We start from the raw sequence: 17,608 nt of genomic DNA, 5'->3' as shown, positions 1-17,608 counted from the left end.
ATTATGAATTTAGAAACGTTTTACGAATATTGTTTGTCGAAAAAAGGTGTAAGCGAGCACTTTCCTTTTGATGAAGATACGCTGGTTTTTAAAGTAGGTGGAAAAATGTTTGCTTTATCTTCTTTATCCCAGTGGGAAAAAAACGAAGCGTCTGTCAATTTAAAATGCGATCCAGACCGAGCACAAGAACTCAGAGCCGAATATGACGAAATTCAGCCAGGTTATCATATGAGCAAAGTCCATTGGAATACGATCGCTTTAAACGGAAATCTTCCAGACAGATTCGTCAAAGAATTGATAGACCATTCGTATGATTTGGTTTTCAAAAGTTTGACAAAGAAAATTCAGAACGAAATTATCTAATTAAAAAATTAGGCATTACATTTGCAGGGTGAGATCAAAACTTAACAACCCGAATCAGTTTGCAAATTAGCATTTTATAGCATCATGAAAGAACAATTTAAAAAATTTCTAAACGAAGAACAAGATCCAAAAGCGATTGAAAAAATCACTTCGAAACTCACAGATTTATTGATGAAAGGCGAAGAAGTTGGATACATTGCAGTGCAAAAAAAACCTGCAATCACTGTTTTTCCTGATAGTATTGTATTAACAAACAAACGTATCATTATCTGCAAGCCTAAAAATCTAGGTCTTTCTATGGATTTTACAGATTATACTTGGGATGATATTGCAAGTACTTTTGTAAAAGAAAACATTTTAGGTTCTGAATTTTCATTTGGCACTAAAACAGATTTAGCCGTTTCTATTGATTATATTCCAAAAATTCAGGCTAGAAAAATTTATACTTACGCTAAAGAACAATTGGATTTATTGAAAAATCCTGTTCAAACGACAGCTCCAATTCAAGAAACTGCTGAACCTGCTTTTGAAGAAGAAGCAGAGGAAGAAATCGAAGAAGTAGAAACAGAAGAAGTAACAAGCTTTGCTGAAATTTTACCAGCTGCTCCTGCTGTTACAGAAACTTACGAACCGCTTCCAACTCAGCCAGCTCAACCAACAGGAGAACGCAAATTAAGCGATTTATCTAAAGAAGAACTTTTTGATAAATTACAGAATTATAAAAAACTTCTTGACAATGGTTTAATCATGCAAGGAGAATATGACGCTTACAAAAAAGAGATATTAAGCTATATGTAGGTTAGTCTTAAAGTCAAAAGTCGAAAGTCTTAAAGTTTTTGACTTTGTCTAAATAATAAAAGCCAGAAATAGAATTTCTATTTCTGGCTTGTTCTTTTTAAATCTGCAATTCGACTTTGAGACTTTCGACTTTTGACTTTAAGACTAAAGCGTAGCTTTTTGTTTTTCTACAAATTTATGCGATTGCAGTTCTAGTAACTCTTTTGCATTTTTTCGCTGCAGATCAAATAAACCTTTATCTTCTGCAATATCAGCGTAGACTTTATCATGCATTTCGGCACTAGTTTTAACTAATAATTCACGTTGGTATTTGTTTTGTGCCAAAGTCGCTTTCATGGCTGTTTCGGCTTCTTCTTGCTTGAAATCGAATTCTCCTTTTGGTGCTAATAATTTAGCGATAATCGGAGATGTTTCAATAGCTAAAAACAACAGCATAATGAAAAATGACGGCAGCCAAGGCAGTTTGTTCAATGCATTAATACGCGCCATTAGTCCGTCGAAACCTTCAATGATTGGCTGTGTTTGCGAAACCTTTTTGTCTAAATCGGCTTGAAGCTGTACGCCTGCTTTTTCTTTTTCGGCAATTTTAGCTTCGTTGGTCTTTTTCAGCGTTTCGAATTCTTTTAAAGCAGCATCGTGCTTTTCGCGTTTCTCTTTATAAACTGGCCCTTTGCCTAGCTTTTTAGTTCCAGCAGTTCCTTCGGCTTCGGTAATATAAACCGAATACAAATCGTTTACTTCTTTTTCTTTCTTTACAATATCAGCTTTTAAAGCAGCTATTTCTGCTTTATTCTTATCTAAGTCTGTTTTGAAATATGTTCCGATTTGTTTTTTGTTGGCCAATTCCATTTCGTTTTTCTCTTTCAACAAAACGGTATTGATTTCTTTTTCGAAGATTTTAATCTCCAAAGGTTTCGAAATTACAATAGCAATAATAATAGCCAAAGCAATACGCGGAGTTGCCTGCAGAAATTCGTCTAAGAAACGATCTCTTTTTTTAATAGTAGAAACGATAAATCGGTCTAAATTGAAGATCAGTAAACTCCAAACAAATCCGAAAATTAAAGCAGGATAAATAGAATCGAAAACAGTAAAAAGCGCATAAGCACTGGCTAGAAAAGCCATTACTGCTGTAAAGAATACTGTGGCGCCAATACCAACATATTTGGTTTGTTCGCCTTCTGAGCAGTCTTTCAAGAGATCACGGTCGGCTCCTGAACATAGGATAAAAAATTGTTTTAACATGATTGATGATTTTTGATTGTGATTGATACGGCAAATTTAACGCCAAAAATTTAATTCTCAGGCAAATAGTTGATTTGTTTTTACTTGACTCTATAAAATTCCTTTTTTTCTTAAATGTTATTTTAACATTAATCTATTTCTAATGTTGACTAGGAATCATAACACTATGTTAATTTTTTTTCAAGGCTTTAGTAATACGCAGGCCTTAGTTTCGCAATCGAAAATCAAACTAAACACACACAATGAAAAAATTTTATCTATTAACCGCATTCTTTTTATTCGCCTTTACAGGTTTTGCACAGAAGGCCATTATCTCTGGAAAGATATTGGATGCTGATGACAAACTGCCTCTTCCTGGAGCTATGGTTCAAATTGTAGGCGAGAAAAAATACACCGTTTCTGATTATAACGGTCGTTTCGAATTATTAAATATTAATGAAGGAACTTACAAAGTTGAAGTAAAATATATTGGATACACTACTTTAACACAAGAAATAAAAGTAGAGCAAGGAAGAAATAATGTAATCGACTTTGCACTTAAAGCTTCCGAAAATGAGCTGAAAGAAGTTGTTGTTGGAGACATCTTAAAAGGTCAGGCAAAAGCACTTAATCAGCAGAAAAACAATAAAAATATCGGAAACGTAATCTCTTCTGATCAAATGGGTCGTTTCCCAGATGCTAACGTGGGAGACGCTTTAAAGCGCGTTCCTGGTATTACCATGCAAAATGACCAAGGTGAAGCACGTAACATTATTATTAGAGGTTTGGCTCCGTCTTTGAACTCTGTAACTTTAAATGGCGACAGAATTCCATCTGCTGAAGGAGATAATAGAAACGTACAAATGGACTTAATTCCGTCTGATATGATTTCTACAATCGAAGTAAACAAAACGCTTACATCTGATATGGATGCTGACGCAATTGGAGGTTCTGTAAACTTAATTACAAGAGCAACTCCAAACGGAGAAAGAATTTCTGCAACTCTAGCTGGAGGATATTTACCAATTCGCGATCACGCTTCTTACACTGCTGGTTTAGTTTATGGTAACCGTTTTGCAAACGATAAATTAGGAGTCGTTTTTAGCGGATCATACAATAATGTAGATTACGGTTCTGATAACATCGAAAACGAATGGGTAAAAGATGATTTTGGAAATGAGTACTTACAAGCATCTGAAATTAGAAAATATGATGTACAGCGTATCCGTCGTAGTGCATCTGTTGCTTTAGATTATAAATTCAATGACAACAATACCATTTTTGCAAATGCAATCTACAACTGGAGAGATGATAGAGAAAACCGCTTTAGAACTACTTACGATGATATTGAGCCACTTTATAATGGTGAAGAAATTGTTGGTTTTGAAGGTCGTGTAAAACGTCAGACAAAAGGTGGTTTAGACAATAATAGAAACAAAAACAGAAGATTAGAAGACCAAAGAGTACAAAACTATTCTATTCGTGGAGAGCACTTAATCAATTCTGCATTAGACTTAGACTGGTCTGCTAACTATGCAAAAGCTAGAGAATACCGTCCAGGTGAGCGTTATATCGAATACCGTCAGAAAGGTTTAGAAATGTTCGAAGATTTATCTGATATCAGATTTCCTTTAATGACAACTGTTGGCGAATCTGTTGACGAATTTAAATTTGATTCTGTTACTGAAAACACAGACGAAACTAGCGAAAGCGAGTTTGGTGCTAAAGTAAATATCCGTTTCCCTTTCTCTGTAATTGCTGGAGAAAAAGGAAGATTGAGAACTGGTCTTAGACTTCGTTTAAAAGAAAAAGAAAGAAACAATATGTTCTATTCTTATACTCCGCTAAACGACGATATGGAATTATTATCTCAAGTTCCAACAAGTTATTATGACGGAAAAGATTTTAATCCAGGAAATAAATATGTGCCGGGAACTTTCGCTTCGGCTTCTTTCTTAGGAAGTTTAGATTTGAACAATGCTTCTCTATTTGAAAAAGAAGCAGATCCAGCAGAATATTTAGCGGTAAACTACAATGCTAAAGAAAGAATTACTGCTGCTTACGTAAGATGGGATCAGGATTTTAACGATAAACTTTCTATGGTTTTAGGTTTCCGTGTTGAAAATACGCATATCGATTATACAGGAAACCGTGTATTAGATGAAGAAGAATTAGAAAGCAAAATCAACAATACCAACTCTTACACTAATTTATTGCCAAGTATTTCATTACAATACAACGCAACAAAAGATCTAGTTTTAAGAGCTGCTGCTACAACAGCATTAGCTAGACCAAACTATTACGCATTGGCTCCTTATGTAAATAACATTGCGGCCGATAAAGAAATCACAGCTGGAAATCCAGATCTTAATGCTACATATTCATACAACTATGATTTTATGGCAGAGAACTATTTCAAATCTGTTGGTTTAATTTCTGGAGGTGTTTTCTACAAAAGATTAAATGATTTCATTTACAACTATAGTGACAACCAATATACTGCCGAAAAATTTGCTGCCGATTTTCCAAATCAGGCAAATCCAATTCCAGCAGGAGAAAACTGGTCATTTTTACAATCAAGAAACGGAGAAAATGTTGACGTTTACGGTTTTGAAGTTGCTATTCAGCGTCAATTAGATTTCTTGCCTGGTAAGTTCTTAAAAGGTTTTGGTATCTATTTAAATTATACTTATACAAAATCTAAAGCAAGCGGAATTGCTGATGAAGATGGAAACGAAAGAAACGACATTAGTCTTCCTGGAACAACGCCTCACATGTTTAACGGATCTTTATCTTGGGAAAACAAACGTTTCTCTGCTAGAATCTCAACCAACTTTACATCTGATTATTTAGATGAATTAGGTTCTGAGTCTTACAAAGACAGTTACTATGACAAGCAGTTTTTCTTAGATGCAAATGCTTCTTATAAGATCACAAAGCAATTACGTGTTTTTGCTGAGGCAAATAATTTAACAAACCAGCCGTTACGTTACTACCAAGGAGTTGCTGCTCATACTAAACAAGCAGAATACTACCAGCCACGTTACAATTTCGGATTGAAATTAGACTTGTAATTCTGCACTTTTATAAAATTCTTAAATTAGACAGAGTTTAATGCTCTGTCTAATTGCATTAAAATATACTATACAAATGAAAAATAAATCTTTAGTCGCTTTTTTACTTTTAAGCTTAGCTTTTACAGCTTGCAAAAACGATAAATTAGCGCCAGTTCAGCCAAACGCTGTAAAACCAACAGCCGTTACAGAAGCACTACCTCACGATACAGACGATCCTTCTATTTGGATAAACCCTACAGATGCTTCAAAAAGTATTATTGTTGGAACAGATAAAGACACAGACGGAGGTTTGTATGCTTTTGATTTGAATGGAAAAATCCTTAAAAAATCAATTCCGCTAAAACGTCCTAACAATGTGGATATCGCTTACGGATTAATTATTGACGGAAAAAAAGTAGATGTTGCCGTAACAACTGAACGTGAAGAAAACAAAATCAGAATTTTTAGTTTACCTGATTTAGAGCCAATTGATAACGGCGGAATTCCTGTTTTTGAAGGAGAAGCACAACGCGATCCAATGGGAGTTTCATTATACACTCGCCCAAGCGATGGGAAGATTTTTGCTATTGTAGGAAGAAAAACGGGTCCTTCTGGAAGTTATTTATGGCAATATGAACTTTCTGGAAACGGAAAATTCGCGACAGCAAAAGTGGTTCGCAAATTCGGAACATATAGCGGTAAAAAAGAAATTGAGGCTATTGCAGTAGACAACGAATTAGGCTTTGTGTACTATTGCGATGAACAGGCTGGAATAAGAAAATACAAAGCAGATCCAGCTTTAAACGATAATAAAGAATTGGCTTTCTTTGGTCAGAAAGATTTCAAAGCAGACCATGAAGGAATCGCGATTTACAAAAAAACAGATTCTACAGGATATATTTTAGTATCCAACCAACAGGCAAACTCTTTTATGGTTTACCCGAGAGAAGGTGCCAACGGAAATCCAAACAATCATCCATTATTGGCAGAAGTTCCAACTTCGACGATTGAATGTGATGGTGCAGATGTGACAAACGTAAACTTAGGGCCAAAATTCAAAAACGGACTTTTCGTAGCGATGAGCAACGGAATGACTTTCCACTATTATACTTGGGATTTAATCCAAAAACGTATAGACGAAACGAAGAAATAAAGATTCAGTGTTGATTTGAAATTGCAGTTTTTCAGTACTTTCCTTTAAACTGTGCTGAAAACTGCGTTTCAATGTCTTTAAAAAGTACTCATTGTCAGGCTGAGCGAAGTCGAAGCCCAGTTTCCAATTGGAACGCCCTTCGACTTCGCTCAAGGAGACAAGCAAACAGTATCAGACAGACACAAAAAACAAAAAAAAGCTGTTCATTTCTGAACAGCTTTTTTATTTTGAATTAAATAATTCCTTTTATTCTGTAATCGGTGCACCTGCTAAGATTTCAGCATTTGCAAACTCTTCAAATTTGGCGAAATTAGCTTTGAATTTATGTGCTAATTCCAACGCTTTTTTATCGTATAAATCTTTGTCTTCCCAAGTGTTTCTAGGATTTAAAATTTCCACTGGAACATTTGGACAATCTTGAGGAATTTCAATTCCAAATACTTCATGATTTTTAAACGCTAAATCGTTTAATTCTCCTTTTAATGCAGCAGTAATCATAGCACGAGTATATTTAAGCTTCATACGGCTTCCTGTTCCGTAAGCTCCTCCAGTCCATCCTGTATTGATTAACCACACTTTTACGCCCGCATCTTTCATTTTTTTGCTCAACATTTCAGCATAACGCGTTGGGTGCAAAGGCATAAATGGCGCTCCAAAACAAGCAGAGAAATTAGGCTGAGGCTCTGTTACACCCGCTTCTGTTCCAGCAACTTTTGCTGTATATCCAGAAATAAAGTGGTACGCTGCCTGACCTGGAGTCAATCTTGAGATTGGAGGCAAAATTCCGAAAGAATCTGCTGTTAAGAAAAATATATTTTTTGGATTGTGTCCAACCAAACCTGGCTGAACATTATCAATATGTGTAATTGGGTAACTTACACGAGTATTTTGTGTAATAGAAACATCGTCAAAATCAACTACGTTTGTTCCTGCTTTGAAAACCACATTTTCTAAAAGCGCTCCTTTTTTGATTGCTCTAAAAATGTCTGGTTCATTTTCTTCTGTTAAATTAATCACTTTTGCGTAGCATCCACCTTCAAAATTGAAAACAGTGTTTTCGTTTGTCCAGCCGTGCTCGTCGTCTCCAATTAATTTACGCTCTGGATCTGCAGATAAAGTTGTTTTACCAGTACCAGACAATCCGAAGAAGATTGCTGTATCTCCTGCCTCACCAACATTGGCGCTGCAGTGCATTGGAAGTGTATTTTTGAAAACTGGAAGAATAAAGTTTAATGCAGAGAAAATTCCTTTCTTCATTTCTCCTGTATAACCTGTTCCACCAATTAAAGCAATTTTTTTAGTAAAATCTAAAATAGCAAAATTAGACTGGCGTGTTCCGTCTACAGCAGGATCTGCCATAAAACTTGGAGCGCAAACTACTGTCCATTCTGGAGTAAAATTAGCCAGTTCTGAATCTTCTGGTCTTAAGAACATATTGTAGCAAAACAAGTTTGACCAAGCAGTTTCTGTTACAACACGAACATTTAATCTATAATTTGGATCGGAACACACATAAGAATCGCGAACAAAAACTTCTTTGTCTGATAAAAATGCTGTTACCTTATTATAAAGCTTTTCAAAAGCTTGGGGCTCAAAAGGGATATTTACATTTCCCCACCAAACTTGATCTTTAGTGATATCATCTTTTACGATAAAACGATCTTGTGGAGAACGGCCTGTAAATTCACCTGTATTAATTGCTAACGCTCCAGTAGAATTTTCAACACCTTGACCTGACTGCAAAGTAATCGCATGTAATTCATCTGCAGATAGTTGATAACGAACTTTTGCATTTTCAATTCCTAACTCTTTTAACGAAATCGATTGCGCGAAAACTGTATTAGTGTCCATAAGTTTTTAAGTTGTGTGTGATTTTTTGTTTAAAGCAAAATTACAGATTTATTTTTATTTCTTTTAAAATACTTAAATTTCACTTTAATTTATATGAAAAAAGAGAAATTTCACTTTAAAAATTATAAAAAGAAAAAAATAACCGCCTCTAATTTGTTTATTTACAACCTTATACGTGAATTTGTTATATTATTTTTGTTTGACAACAGAAAATACAAAAAAGTCACACAAATAAAGTTATATGTTATTTATGTGACAAAATTAAAGATTAATTCTTAGACAGAATTTTTTTTTCGGGATTTTATGATTTTCTCTTCAAAATCGTAAAGAATAATAGCGCCCAAGCAATAATTAATAAGAAACCACCCAAAGGTGTTGCGAATACGATAATTTTAGATTCGAACAAAGTGTAGTCTTTTGTTGCCAATAAATAGATTGAACCACTAAAAAGCAAAACGCCTGCCACAACTAAATTATAGATCGTTTTTAAGGTCTTCTCTGCGATATCTTTTTGGGTAGATAAAAATAGAAGAAAAAGAGCATGATACATTTGGTAGCGAACACCAACTTCAAAAGTATTTAACTGATCAACCGAAAGATATTTTTTCAATAAATGAGCACCAAAAGCGCCCAAAATAATAGCTAACATACCAATAAAAGCTCCAGTTAAAATGATTCTTCTTTTCATAATATATCTCTTTTGAAATTTCAAACAAAAATACTTCAAACGAACTGAAAAACCGCCTTTGTTCCTAGATTATTTAGAACAAAATCAAATTATTTTTGGGGTTTTGCGAAAAAAATAATTTGATTTTCTTTAATTTTAATTGTTATATTTATAACAATTAAATATATTTGTGTTAAATATTTAAGACATGAGAAACATTTTAATATTTGGAGCGGGAAGATCTGCATCTTCTTTGATTCGATATTTACTATCAAAATCTAATGAAGAAAAGCTGCATTTAACGGTAGCTGACCTTTCATTGAATCTTGCCAAAGCAAAAACACAAAATCACCCAAATGCCACTCCGCTTGCCTTAGATATTTTTAATGCCGACGAAAGAAAGAAAGCTATTGCAAATGCGTCAATCGTAATTTCAATGCTTCCTGCACATCTGCATATCGAAATTGCAAAAGACTGCCTTGAATTCAAAAAACATCTTGTTACAGCTTCCTACATAAGCGATGCCATGCAGGCTTTAAATGAAGAAGCCATCAAAAACAATCTGATTTTTATGAACGAAATCGGCCTCGATCCAGGCATCGATCATATGAGCGCCATGAAAGTCATTGACGAAATCAGATCTAAAGGCGGTAAAATGATTTTGTTTGAATCTTTCTGCGGAGGTTTAGTAGCTCCAGAATCTGACAATAATTTATGGAACTACAAATTTACTTGGGCACCAAGAAATGTAGTTTTGGCTGGTCAGGGCGGTGCAGCGAAGTTTATTCAGGAAGGCACTTATAAATACATTCCGTACAGCGCTTTGTTTAGAAGAACTGAATTTCTGGAAGTAGAAGGCTACGGGAAATTTGAAGCTTATTCTAATCGCGATTCGCTTAAATACCGTTCGGTTTATGGTTTAGATGATATTCTTACCTTATATAGAGGAACTATTAGAAGAGTTGGTTTTTCTAGAGCTTGGAACATGTTTGTACAGCTCGGCATGACAGATGACAGCTATATTATAGAAGATTCTGAAAACATGAGCTATCGTCAGTTTATCAATTCTTTTCTACCTTATCATCCAACAGATTCAGCTGAAATTAAAACACGTCTGATCTTAAAAATCGATCAAGACGATATTATGTGGGATAAACTTCTGGAATTGGATTTATTTAACCCAAACAAAAAAGTAAATCTTCCTAAAGCCACTCCAGCTCAGATTTTAGAAAAAATCTTAACCGACAGCTGGGCTCTTGAACCAGAAGATAAAGATATGATTGTGATGTATCACAAATTTGGTTATGAACTAAATGGAGAAAAGAAACAAATCGATTCTAAAATGGTTTGTATTGGCGATGACCAAACTTATACCGCAATGGCAAAAACAGTCGGACTTCCGGTTGCTATTGCTACATTATTGATTTTAAACGGAAAAATTACAACTCCAGGCGTTCAGCTTCCAATTAAAAAAGAAGTTTACGAACCTATTTTAAAGGAGTTAGAAGAATACGGGGTCATTTTTAACGAACAAAATGTACCTTATTTTGGATACAATCCAGACTTGTTTTAGTCTAGATTGCATGTTTATTTTTAGAATTTTTTTTTAATTAGTTTTTAATTTTATCCGCTTCTCCCATCAAGAAGCGGATTTTTTTATTTAATAAACAGTAGAAATCTTAAATGGCAAAGCATACATGGCACGAACCGGAGCTCCATTCAAAGTAGCAGGTTTCCATTTTACAGAACGATTTAAAACACGAGTAATCTCTTCTCCAAGTCCGTATCCTAAATCTTTTATTATTTTAATATCAGATAATGAACCGTCCGCTTCAATATAAAATCGCAAAAAGAGCGTTCCTGAAACTTTATTTTCAGACGCTTCTTTCGGAATTTTAATAGAATTATATACAAACTTATAAAACAAATTCATTCCTCCTGGAAATTCAGCTTGTGTATCAAAGTCTTTTTGCAATTCTGAAGGGTCAATTTCTTTTGTTTGTTTTTTTTCCTGACTATAAACTGTGACAGAAAAAGTTAAAACGAATAAACCCGATATAATAATTTTGACTATTTTTTTTGACATCATGTTGAAGTTTTACACACTTTAATATTTCAATTTCAAATGTAGTCTTTTCAAACATTAAAAAATTGCGATTATTTCTGATTTGTTTATTTTATTTCTTATCCCAGAATTAATGTTCCTTTTTTTCACTTTGAAAAAAACTATTTTGCTGACTGAAGGGTAATGGGCAGACTGTAACTTACTTGAACGGCCTGACCATTTTCAGTTGCTGGAATCCATTTTGGCGAAAGTTTCAAAACTCTTATTGCTTCCTCTCCTGCTCCATATCCTAAATCTTTTACAATTTTAAATTCAGACAAACTCCCGTCTTTTTCAACCATAAATTCAATAAAAAGCTTGCCATCCTTTTTTTGTTTCGAAAACTCTTCTGGCATTTTAAAGTTTTGTCCCACAAACATATAGAACTTTTCTATTCCGCCAGGAAATTGTGGTTGAGCAACATCTGCCTTTTCATTAACATCAATATTATTTTTTCCATTAAAACTGGTCTGTACAGCTGCCTCTGCATTAAAAGCAAACAATAACAAACTGCAAACAACTCCAACAATAAATACTTTGCCGATTTCTTTTACTACCGATTCTTTTTTGGTCATCATAAGCAAGCGTTTTTTAGTTATTAAATAATTGATAGTACTAGCCAAAGCAACAGTCTGTTTATTTGAAGCAAAATCTAACAGCAGATTCTGGTAATTTTTTATCTCACCAAATTGTCTATTTACGGCTTCATCGGCCAAAAATTCATGATTGAGCTTTATGGCTTTTTCAAACAAAACAAACATCGGATTAAACCAAAATACGATTTGTAAAACCTCAACAAAAAGAATATCCAATGTATGTTTTTGCTCTAAATGTGCTTTTTCATGAGCGATTAATTCTGATGGAATTTTTCCATTTGCAAAATCTTCTTTACTAATAAAAATAGCATTCCAGAAAGAGTGCGGCAAAATCGATTCTTTCATTAAAACAAGTTTCTGATTGTCTATAAATTGTACCGAATTCTTTTTCATTTTGAAGAAAAAGGAAGACACATTTACAGCAAATCGAATCAATAAAATTGCTGCAATTAGAACATAAATTGCACCTAAAAAGAAATATACGATTTGATTGTACGAAACTTCATTTAAGATTGATTTATTAGCCACAATCATTATTTCGTCCAGCTGAATTGTTTTAATTTTTGACGGAAAAAATGATGCAATCGAAAACAATTGCAGCGGAATAACTAGGCTAAAAATCAAACTTCCGAGAAGATAAGCACGATTAAAACGAAACATCCTTTCGTTTTCTAACAACAATTTATACACTGCATAAAAAACAGCAAGCAGTAAACCCGATTTTAAAAGATACGTTATCATTTTTTCTTTTTTTGAATTTCTGAATCGATTATTTTTTTAAGATCTTCCAATTCTGAAGACGATAAATTGGTTTCGGTTGTAAAAAACGAAGCAAATTGTGAAGCCGAATTATTAAAGAAATTACTAATCAGTCCTTTTACGTGTTTTGCAAAATAGTCTGTTTTCTTTACCAGGGGATAATATTCCCGAGAATTCCCAAATTCATTATACGCCACAAACTTCTTATCGATCATTCGTTTTAAAAGCGTCGCTACGGTTGTTGTTGCCGGTTTTGGTTCCGGATACGCTTCGAGCAAATCTTTCATAAAAGCCTTTTCAAGCTTCCATAAATGCTCCATTAACTGTTCTTCTGCATTTGATAATTGTATCATGGTTTTGTATTTTCAAGTTTTTCTGTTTCAGCCAATTCCTTTTTATATTCCTCCAAATTCCAGTCAATATTCAATTTCGTTGCATATTCGGCCATAGTTCCAAGTCCGACTTCTGCACGCCTTTTATCAACATTATCAGGATCTATCATTGGTGCAATACAAATTTTACCAGTCTTTTTATTCTTTGAACTCTGACTGCCATAAATTTGTTTTTTTCCTTCTCTCAAAGCCACTCTATCTTCTAAATACGCTAGATTTCCTGGATTGGCATTTCCGTTTTTAACCGCCTCTCTCATCATAGGCAGATATTTTTGCTGGTATTTTAAATCGGCATGTTGAATCACCAGAAATAAAGTCTGATTTCCCTGCGTCCCCACCACATTTTTTCCTAACCAGCCTTTTTCGTCCAGTATTTTCGTCACCTTAATGAGATTAATACTGTCTTTTCTCTGCATGATTTTACCAATGCTGTCAATTTTCTTTTTATCAGGTTTGGCGGCTCTATAAACATTCATAAATTCCCCGCGAATTTCCTGATCTTCGGTATAAATTTCTGCAAGTTGTTTTTCTAGCACTTTATCGTAATTAGCTCCAATAATATCTAGCTTCTTCTGCAGTTTATCAATTGTTTTACTCCATTCTTTTTCCGAGTGCAAAGGTTTTAAATCATTGTCAATTTTAATATGCGCCATATTCTCGTATCCGTTATCGATCGAAAGATTTAGCCATTTAAATGCTTTTTTATGTTGTCTTGCCATAGAAGCAGAACAGCCCGCGTTGTATAAATCTGACCATGATTTCTGCTCTATTTTAAAAGCTTTTTCGTAGTACGAAACAGACAACTCATAGTTTTTTGCCGTATAGCACGAATCTGCCTTATGAACCCAGTTTTTATACGTTTGAGCATTTAAAAAGCCAAAATTGATTACAAGTAAAATAAAAACAATCGATTTTTTCATAGGTTAAATTTAGCCTTTTATTAAATTAATATGTTCTCAAATTAATTTTCTTTTGTCACGAATTTATTTTCATTATCTCGTTTCTCAGCAACTCATTTATAATAACCATTCTTACTTAACCTTTTTTTTGACGAATTATTTCCTCTAGTTCAGGAAGTTCTTTTTTATAAGCTTCAACATCCCAAGTTGCATTCCAATATTTAAGATAATCTGATAAAGTTCCTAGTCCTACTGATGCTCTTCTTTTATCTACATTATCGGGATCTTCAAGCGGAGAAACAAAGGGTTTCTTCGTAATCGGATGATTCATTACCTGGCTTCCATAAATTTGTTTTCCTCCTTCACGCAAAGCAACTCTGTCTTCTAATAAAGCCAAAGAACTTGCTTTTGCATTGCCTTTTTTAACGGCATCTCTCATCATGGGCAAATACTTTTGCTGATATTTTAAATCGGCATGCTGTATCACTAAAAACAAGGCCTTATTAGCCTGAGATCCAACAACGTCTTTTCCTACCCAACCCTTTTCATCTAATATTTTGATAACCCTAATTAAAGTTATACTGTCTTTATAATTCATGATTTCACCAATACTATCCAAAGCTTTGCTTCCCGGACCAGCTGTTCTATAAATTTTCATGGCTACACCGCGAATATCTTGATCTTCTGCATAAATATCCAAAAGTTCTTTTTGCAAAGCTTTATCGTAGTTAACTTCAATAATATCTCTTTTCTTTTGAAATCTAGCGATCATTTTTTTCCAGTCCTTATCTTCATGCAAAGATTTTAAATCGTTATCTTTTTTCATACGAGCAATATCTTCAAATCCATTATCAATTGCTAAATTCAGCCAATTCAATGCTTTTTTATTTTCCTGAGCCAAAGCAGCAGAACATCCCGCATTGTAAAAATCACCAGAATCTTTGTTTTCTACTTTAAAGGCTTTTTCGTAAAAATCAACAGACAATTTATAGTTTTGTGCTCGGTAGCAAGAATCTGCTTTTTGAGTCCATTCTTTATACGTTTGGGCTTGTAGTAAAAAGCAGTTCATTAAAAGAAAAGAAAGCGTGATTATTTTTTTCATGGTTTAGAGGTTAGTTGGTTTATTTAATATTTTGTTCTGAAATCAATTCTCCTTTATCGTAATTTTTGATTCCTTTTAATTTTCCTTTATCCGAATAAAACTTCCATTCTCCAAAATAAAACCAATGCGACTGAACCGAATCAGTCTCAAATTTAGTTTTCCCTTTCGATTCCAATTTTCCGTTTTCGTAATAACTTTTCACGACACAGATTCCGTTTTTATATTTCTCTGTTTTGTAGATTTTTCCGTTAATATATGATTTCCACTTTTTTACCGGAAGATCATTTTTATAATATTCATACGATTTATAATTTGTACCATCTTGAGTATAATTATCTATCCAAACACCTTCTTTTTTCTTGTCAATTTTCTGATTAATCGGCTGGCTTTTACAGCTCAAAAGCATTGAACCCAAAAGAAATACTAAAAAGATATTTTTCAAATTTATCATTGCTCTACAATTATAGATTCGTTTCTACAAATGTAGAGTTAAATTTTAAATATGCAAGAAAAAAGTTTCTTTTTTAGAAGCAAAGGTTCAGAGGTGCAAAGTGATAAAGGTTTTTCTTTTGAATCTTAAAACATGGGAAACAAAAAAATCCGCTCATTTCTGAACGGATTTATATCTTAAAATGCTGCTGAAAAATTTAACCGCAAAGAGCGCAAGGATTTTATTTCAAGGTTACGCTTATAAACGCAAAGTTCGCAAAGCTATATGATTAAGTTTTGCGAACTTTTATAAATCTTACTTAAAAATCTTAGCTCCCGATAGCTATCGGGATTGCGTAAACCTTTGCGCTCTTTGCGGTTAAAAAAAGCCTAACCGCAAAGAACGCAAGGATTTTATTTCAAGGTTACACTTATAAACGCAAAGTTCGCAAAGCTATATGATTAAACTTTGCGAACTTTGCGTAAACCTTTGCGCTCTTTGCGGTTAAAAAACTTATTTACTTAATTCCACAAAATACTTGTAAAACAACGGAATAGTCTCAATTCCTTTCAAGTAATTAAAGATTCCGAAGTGCTCATTTGGCGAGTGAATAGCATCGCTATCCAAACCAAATCCCATTAAGATTGTTTTACTTTTTAATTCTTTTTCGAACAAAGCCACAATCGGAATACTTCCTCCTGAACGAACTGGAATTGCAGGAACTCCAAACGTTTCTGTATATGCTTTATTTGCTGCCTGATATCCGATGCTGTCAATTGGCGTTACATAACCTTGACCACCGTGGTGAGGCGTTACTTTTACCGTAACTCCGGCTGGAGCAAGACTTATAAAATGTTTCGTGAAAAGTTCTGTAATTTCTTCCCATTCCTGATTTGGAACTAAACGCATTGAGATTTTAGCGAAAGCTTTGCTCGCAATAACTGTTTTAGCACCTTCGCCAGTGTAACCGCCCCAGATTCCGTTTACGTCTAAAGTCGGACGAATTGAGTTTCTTTCGTTGGTTACATATCCTTTTTCACCGTAAACATCGGCAATATTTAAAGCATTTTTATATTTTTCTAGGCTGAAAGGCGCTTTTGCCATTTCGGCTCTTTCTTCTGCAGATAATTCTTCTACTTTATCGTAGAAACCTGGAATTGTAATATGATTGTTTTCGTCGTGAAGCGAAGCAATCATTTTTGCCAGAATATTAATTGGGTTTGCCACAGCTCCACCGTATAAACCTGAATGCAAATCGCGGTTTGGACCTGTAACTTCTACTTCAACATAACTCAAACCTCTTAAACCTGTCGTGATAGACGGCTGTTGGTTAGAAATCATTCCTGTATCTGAAATCAAGATGACGTCGTTTTTCAGTTTTTCCTGATTGCGCTCTACGAACCAAGCCAAACTTGCCGAACCAACTTCTTCTTCACCTTCGATCATGAATTTTACGTTACAAGGCAGCGTATTGCTTTGCACCATCAATTCAAGCGCTTTTACGTGCATGTACATCTGACCTTTGTCGTCACATGCTCCACGAGCGAAGATGGCTCCTTCTGGGTGAATATCTGTAGTTTTAATAACGGGTTCAAAAGGTGGTGAAGTCCATAATTCTAATGGATCTGGCGGTTGTACGTCGTAGTGGCCGTAAACTAAAACCGTTGGAAGATTTGGATCTATAATTTTCTCTCCGTAGATAATTGGGTAACCTGGAGTGTCGCAAGTTTCGACATAATCGCACCCTGCTTTTGATAAACTTTCTTTTACAGCCTCTGCTGTGTCAATAACATCTTGAGAATATGCAGTGTCGGCAGAAACCGACGGAATCTTTAATAATTCGATCAATTCGTTGATAAACCGATCTTTATGTTGTTGAACGTAGGACTTAATATTTTCCATTTAAATTATTTTTATAGAAACCCAAAAGTACAAAAAAGAGAATTAAAAAAAATTTTCAAAAAATGCTTTGATAATTCAAAAGTATGCCTATCTTTGCACCCACAATTACCGCGGATATGGCGAAATTGGTAGACGTGCCAGACTTAGGATCTGGTGCCGCAAGGCGTGTAGGTTCGAGTCCTATTATCCGCACAAAAAACAACCCAACTTTCTTAAATACAGATTGTTGGGTTTTTTGCTTTTACGAAGTTGCCAAACCATTGCCAAACTTTAAAGTAATATTATGTTTTTTATATTATTTTTTTCAAAAAG

At 34.3% G+C, this 17,608-nt stretch carries 15 protein-coding genes and 1 tRNA gene; 6 read left to right on the top strand and 10 right to left on the bottom strand.

Annotated features, from left to right (window positions below; genetic code table 11):
* Window positions 1-3: 3 nt before the first annotated feature.
* A complete protein-coding gene (locus OZP10_RS10750; protein WP_281634619.1) occupies window positions 4-363 on the top strand; it encodes an MmcQ/YjbR family DNA-binding protein in 360 nt (119 codons plus the stop codon).
* A gap of 84 nt (window positions 364-447) precedes the next feature.
* Window positions 448-1,161, top strand: a complete 714-nt coding sequence (locus OZP10_RS10745; RefSeq protein ID WP_281634618.1) for a PH domain-containing protein — start codon at window positions 448-450, stop codon at window positions 1,159-1,161.
* Window positions 1,162-1,305: 144 nt separating this feature from the next.
* On the opposite strand, the gene OZP10_RS10740 is transcribed toward OZP10_RS10745, so the two are convergent.
* The gene (locus tag OZP10_RS10740) at window positions 1,306-2,406 is read right to left on the bottom strand and encodes a DUF4407 domain-containing protein (protein WP_177211209.1); all 1,101 of its coding nucleotides are present in this window, start codon (window positions 2,404-2,406) and stop codon (window positions 1,306-1,308) included.
* Between the two features lie 242 nt (window positions 2,407-2,648).
* Here OZP10_RS10740 and OZP10_RS10735 point away from each other — a divergent pair, with 242 nt between their 5' ends.
* A complete protein-coding gene (locus OZP10_RS10735) occupies window positions 2,649-5,459 on the top strand; it encodes a TonB-dependent receptor (RefSeq protein WP_281634617.1) in 2,811 nt (936 codons plus the stop codon).
* Window positions 5,460-5,535: 76 nt separating this feature from the next.
* Window positions 5,536-6,594 carry a phytase gene (locus OZP10_RS10730; protein WP_281634616.1) on the top strand — a complete coding sequence of 353 codons (1,059 nt, stop codon included), beginning with the start codon at window positions 5,536-5,538 and terminating at the stop codon, window positions 6,592-6,594.
* 246 nt (window positions 6,595-6,840) lie between these two features.
* On the opposite strand, the gene pckA is transcribed toward OZP10_RS10730, so the two are convergent.
* Together pckA and OZP10_RS10720 are read right to left on the bottom strand one after the other, a co-directional pair.
* Entirely contained in the window at window positions 6,841-8,445 is a 1,605-nt protein-coding gene (pckA, locus tag OZP10_RS10725; protein ID WP_281634615.1) for a phosphoenolpyruvate carboxykinase (ATP), read from the bottom strand.
* A 301-nt stretch (window positions 8,446-8,746) separates the two neighbouring features.
* Window positions 8,747-9,133: a DUF423 domain-containing protein gene (locus OZP10_RS10720; protein ID WP_111425994.1), complete on the bottom strand. Its 387-nt coding sequence runs from the start codon at window positions 9,131-9,133 to the stop codon at window positions 8,747-8,749.
* Window positions 9,134-9,320: 187 nt separating this feature from the next.
* Here OZP10_RS10720 and OZP10_RS10715 point away from each other — a divergent pair, with 187 nt between their 5' ends.
* A complete protein-coding gene (locus OZP10_RS10715; protein ID WP_281634614.1) occupies window positions 9,321-10,685 on the top strand; it encodes a saccharopine dehydrogenase family protein in 1,365 nt (454 codons plus the stop codon).
* An 87-nt stretch (window positions 10,686-10,772) separates the two neighbouring features.
* Here OZP10_RS10715 and OZP10_RS10710 read toward each other — a convergent pair whose 3' ends face one another.
* The 7 genes from OZP10_RS10710 to OZP10_RS10680 form a co-directional block, all read right to left on the bottom strand.
* Complete coding sequence (locus tag OZP10_RS10710; protein WP_281634613.1) at window positions 10,773-11,198, bottom strand: energy transducer TonB; 426 nt, start codon at window positions 11,196-11,198, stop codon at window positions 10,773-10,775.
* Window positions 11,199-11,338: 140 nt separating this feature from the next.
* The gene (locus tag OZP10_RS10705; RefSeq protein WP_281634612.1) at window positions 11,339-12,553 is read right to left on the bottom strand and encodes a M56 family metallopeptidase; all 1,215 of its coding nucleotides are present in this window, start codon (window positions 12,551-12,553) and stop codon (window positions 11,339-11,341) included.
* On the bottom strand, window positions 12,550-12,924 hold the full coding sequence (locus tag OZP10_RS10700) for a BlaI/MecI/CopY family transcriptional regulator (protein WP_111425991.1): 375 nt from the start codon (window positions 12,922-12,924) through the stop codon (window positions 12,550-12,552). Before OZP10_RS10700 ends, OZP10_RS10705 begins: the two co-directional genes overlap by 4 nt.
* Window positions 12,921-13,883 carry a DUF6624 domain-containing protein gene (locus tag OZP10_RS10695; protein ID WP_281634611.1) on the bottom strand — a complete coding sequence of 321 codons (963 nt, stop codon included), beginning with the start codon at window positions 13,881-13,883 and terminating at the stop codon, window positions 12,921-12,923. The genes OZP10_RS10700 and OZP10_RS10695 overlap by 4 nt, the downstream gene beginning before the upstream one ends.
* 115 nt (window positions 13,884-13,998) lie before the next feature.
* Window positions 13,999-14,964 (bottom strand): DUF6624 domain-containing protein, encoded by a 966-nt coding sequence (locus tag OZP10_RS10690; RefSeq protein WP_281634610.1) that lies wholly within the window; start codon window positions 14,962-14,964, stop codon window positions 13,999-14,001.
* 19 nt (window positions 14,965-14,983) lie between these two features.
* Window positions 14,984-15,415, bottom strand: coding sequence for a toxin-antitoxin system YwqK family antitoxin (locus OZP10_RS10685; RefSeq protein WP_281634609.1), 432 nt, complete (start codon window positions 15,413-15,415; stop codon window positions 14,984-14,986).
* Between the two features lie 492 nt (window positions 15,416-15,907).
* Window positions 15,908-17,296 (bottom strand): dipeptidase, encoded by a 1,389-nt coding sequence (locus tag OZP10_RS10680; RefSeq protein WP_281634608.1) that lies wholly within the window; start codon window positions 17,294-17,296, stop codon window positions 15,908-15,910.
* 110 nt (window positions 17,297-17,406) lie between these two features.
* Between OZP10_RS10680 and OZP10_RS10675 the strand changes: the two genes are divergently transcribed.
* Window positions 17,407-17,488 (top strand) — tRNA-Leu (locus OZP10_RS10675).
* Window positions 17,489-17,608: the final 120 nt, after the last annotated feature.

Source organism: Flavobacterium luteolum, from assembly GCF_027111275.1.
Taxonomy (GTDB): Bacteria; Bacteroidota; Bacteroidia; order Flavobacteriales; family Flavobacteriaceae; genus Flavobacterium; species Flavobacterium luteolum.
Note: the sequence above shows the minus strand (reverse complement) of the source record. Positions and strands in the feature narration are given on the sequence as shown.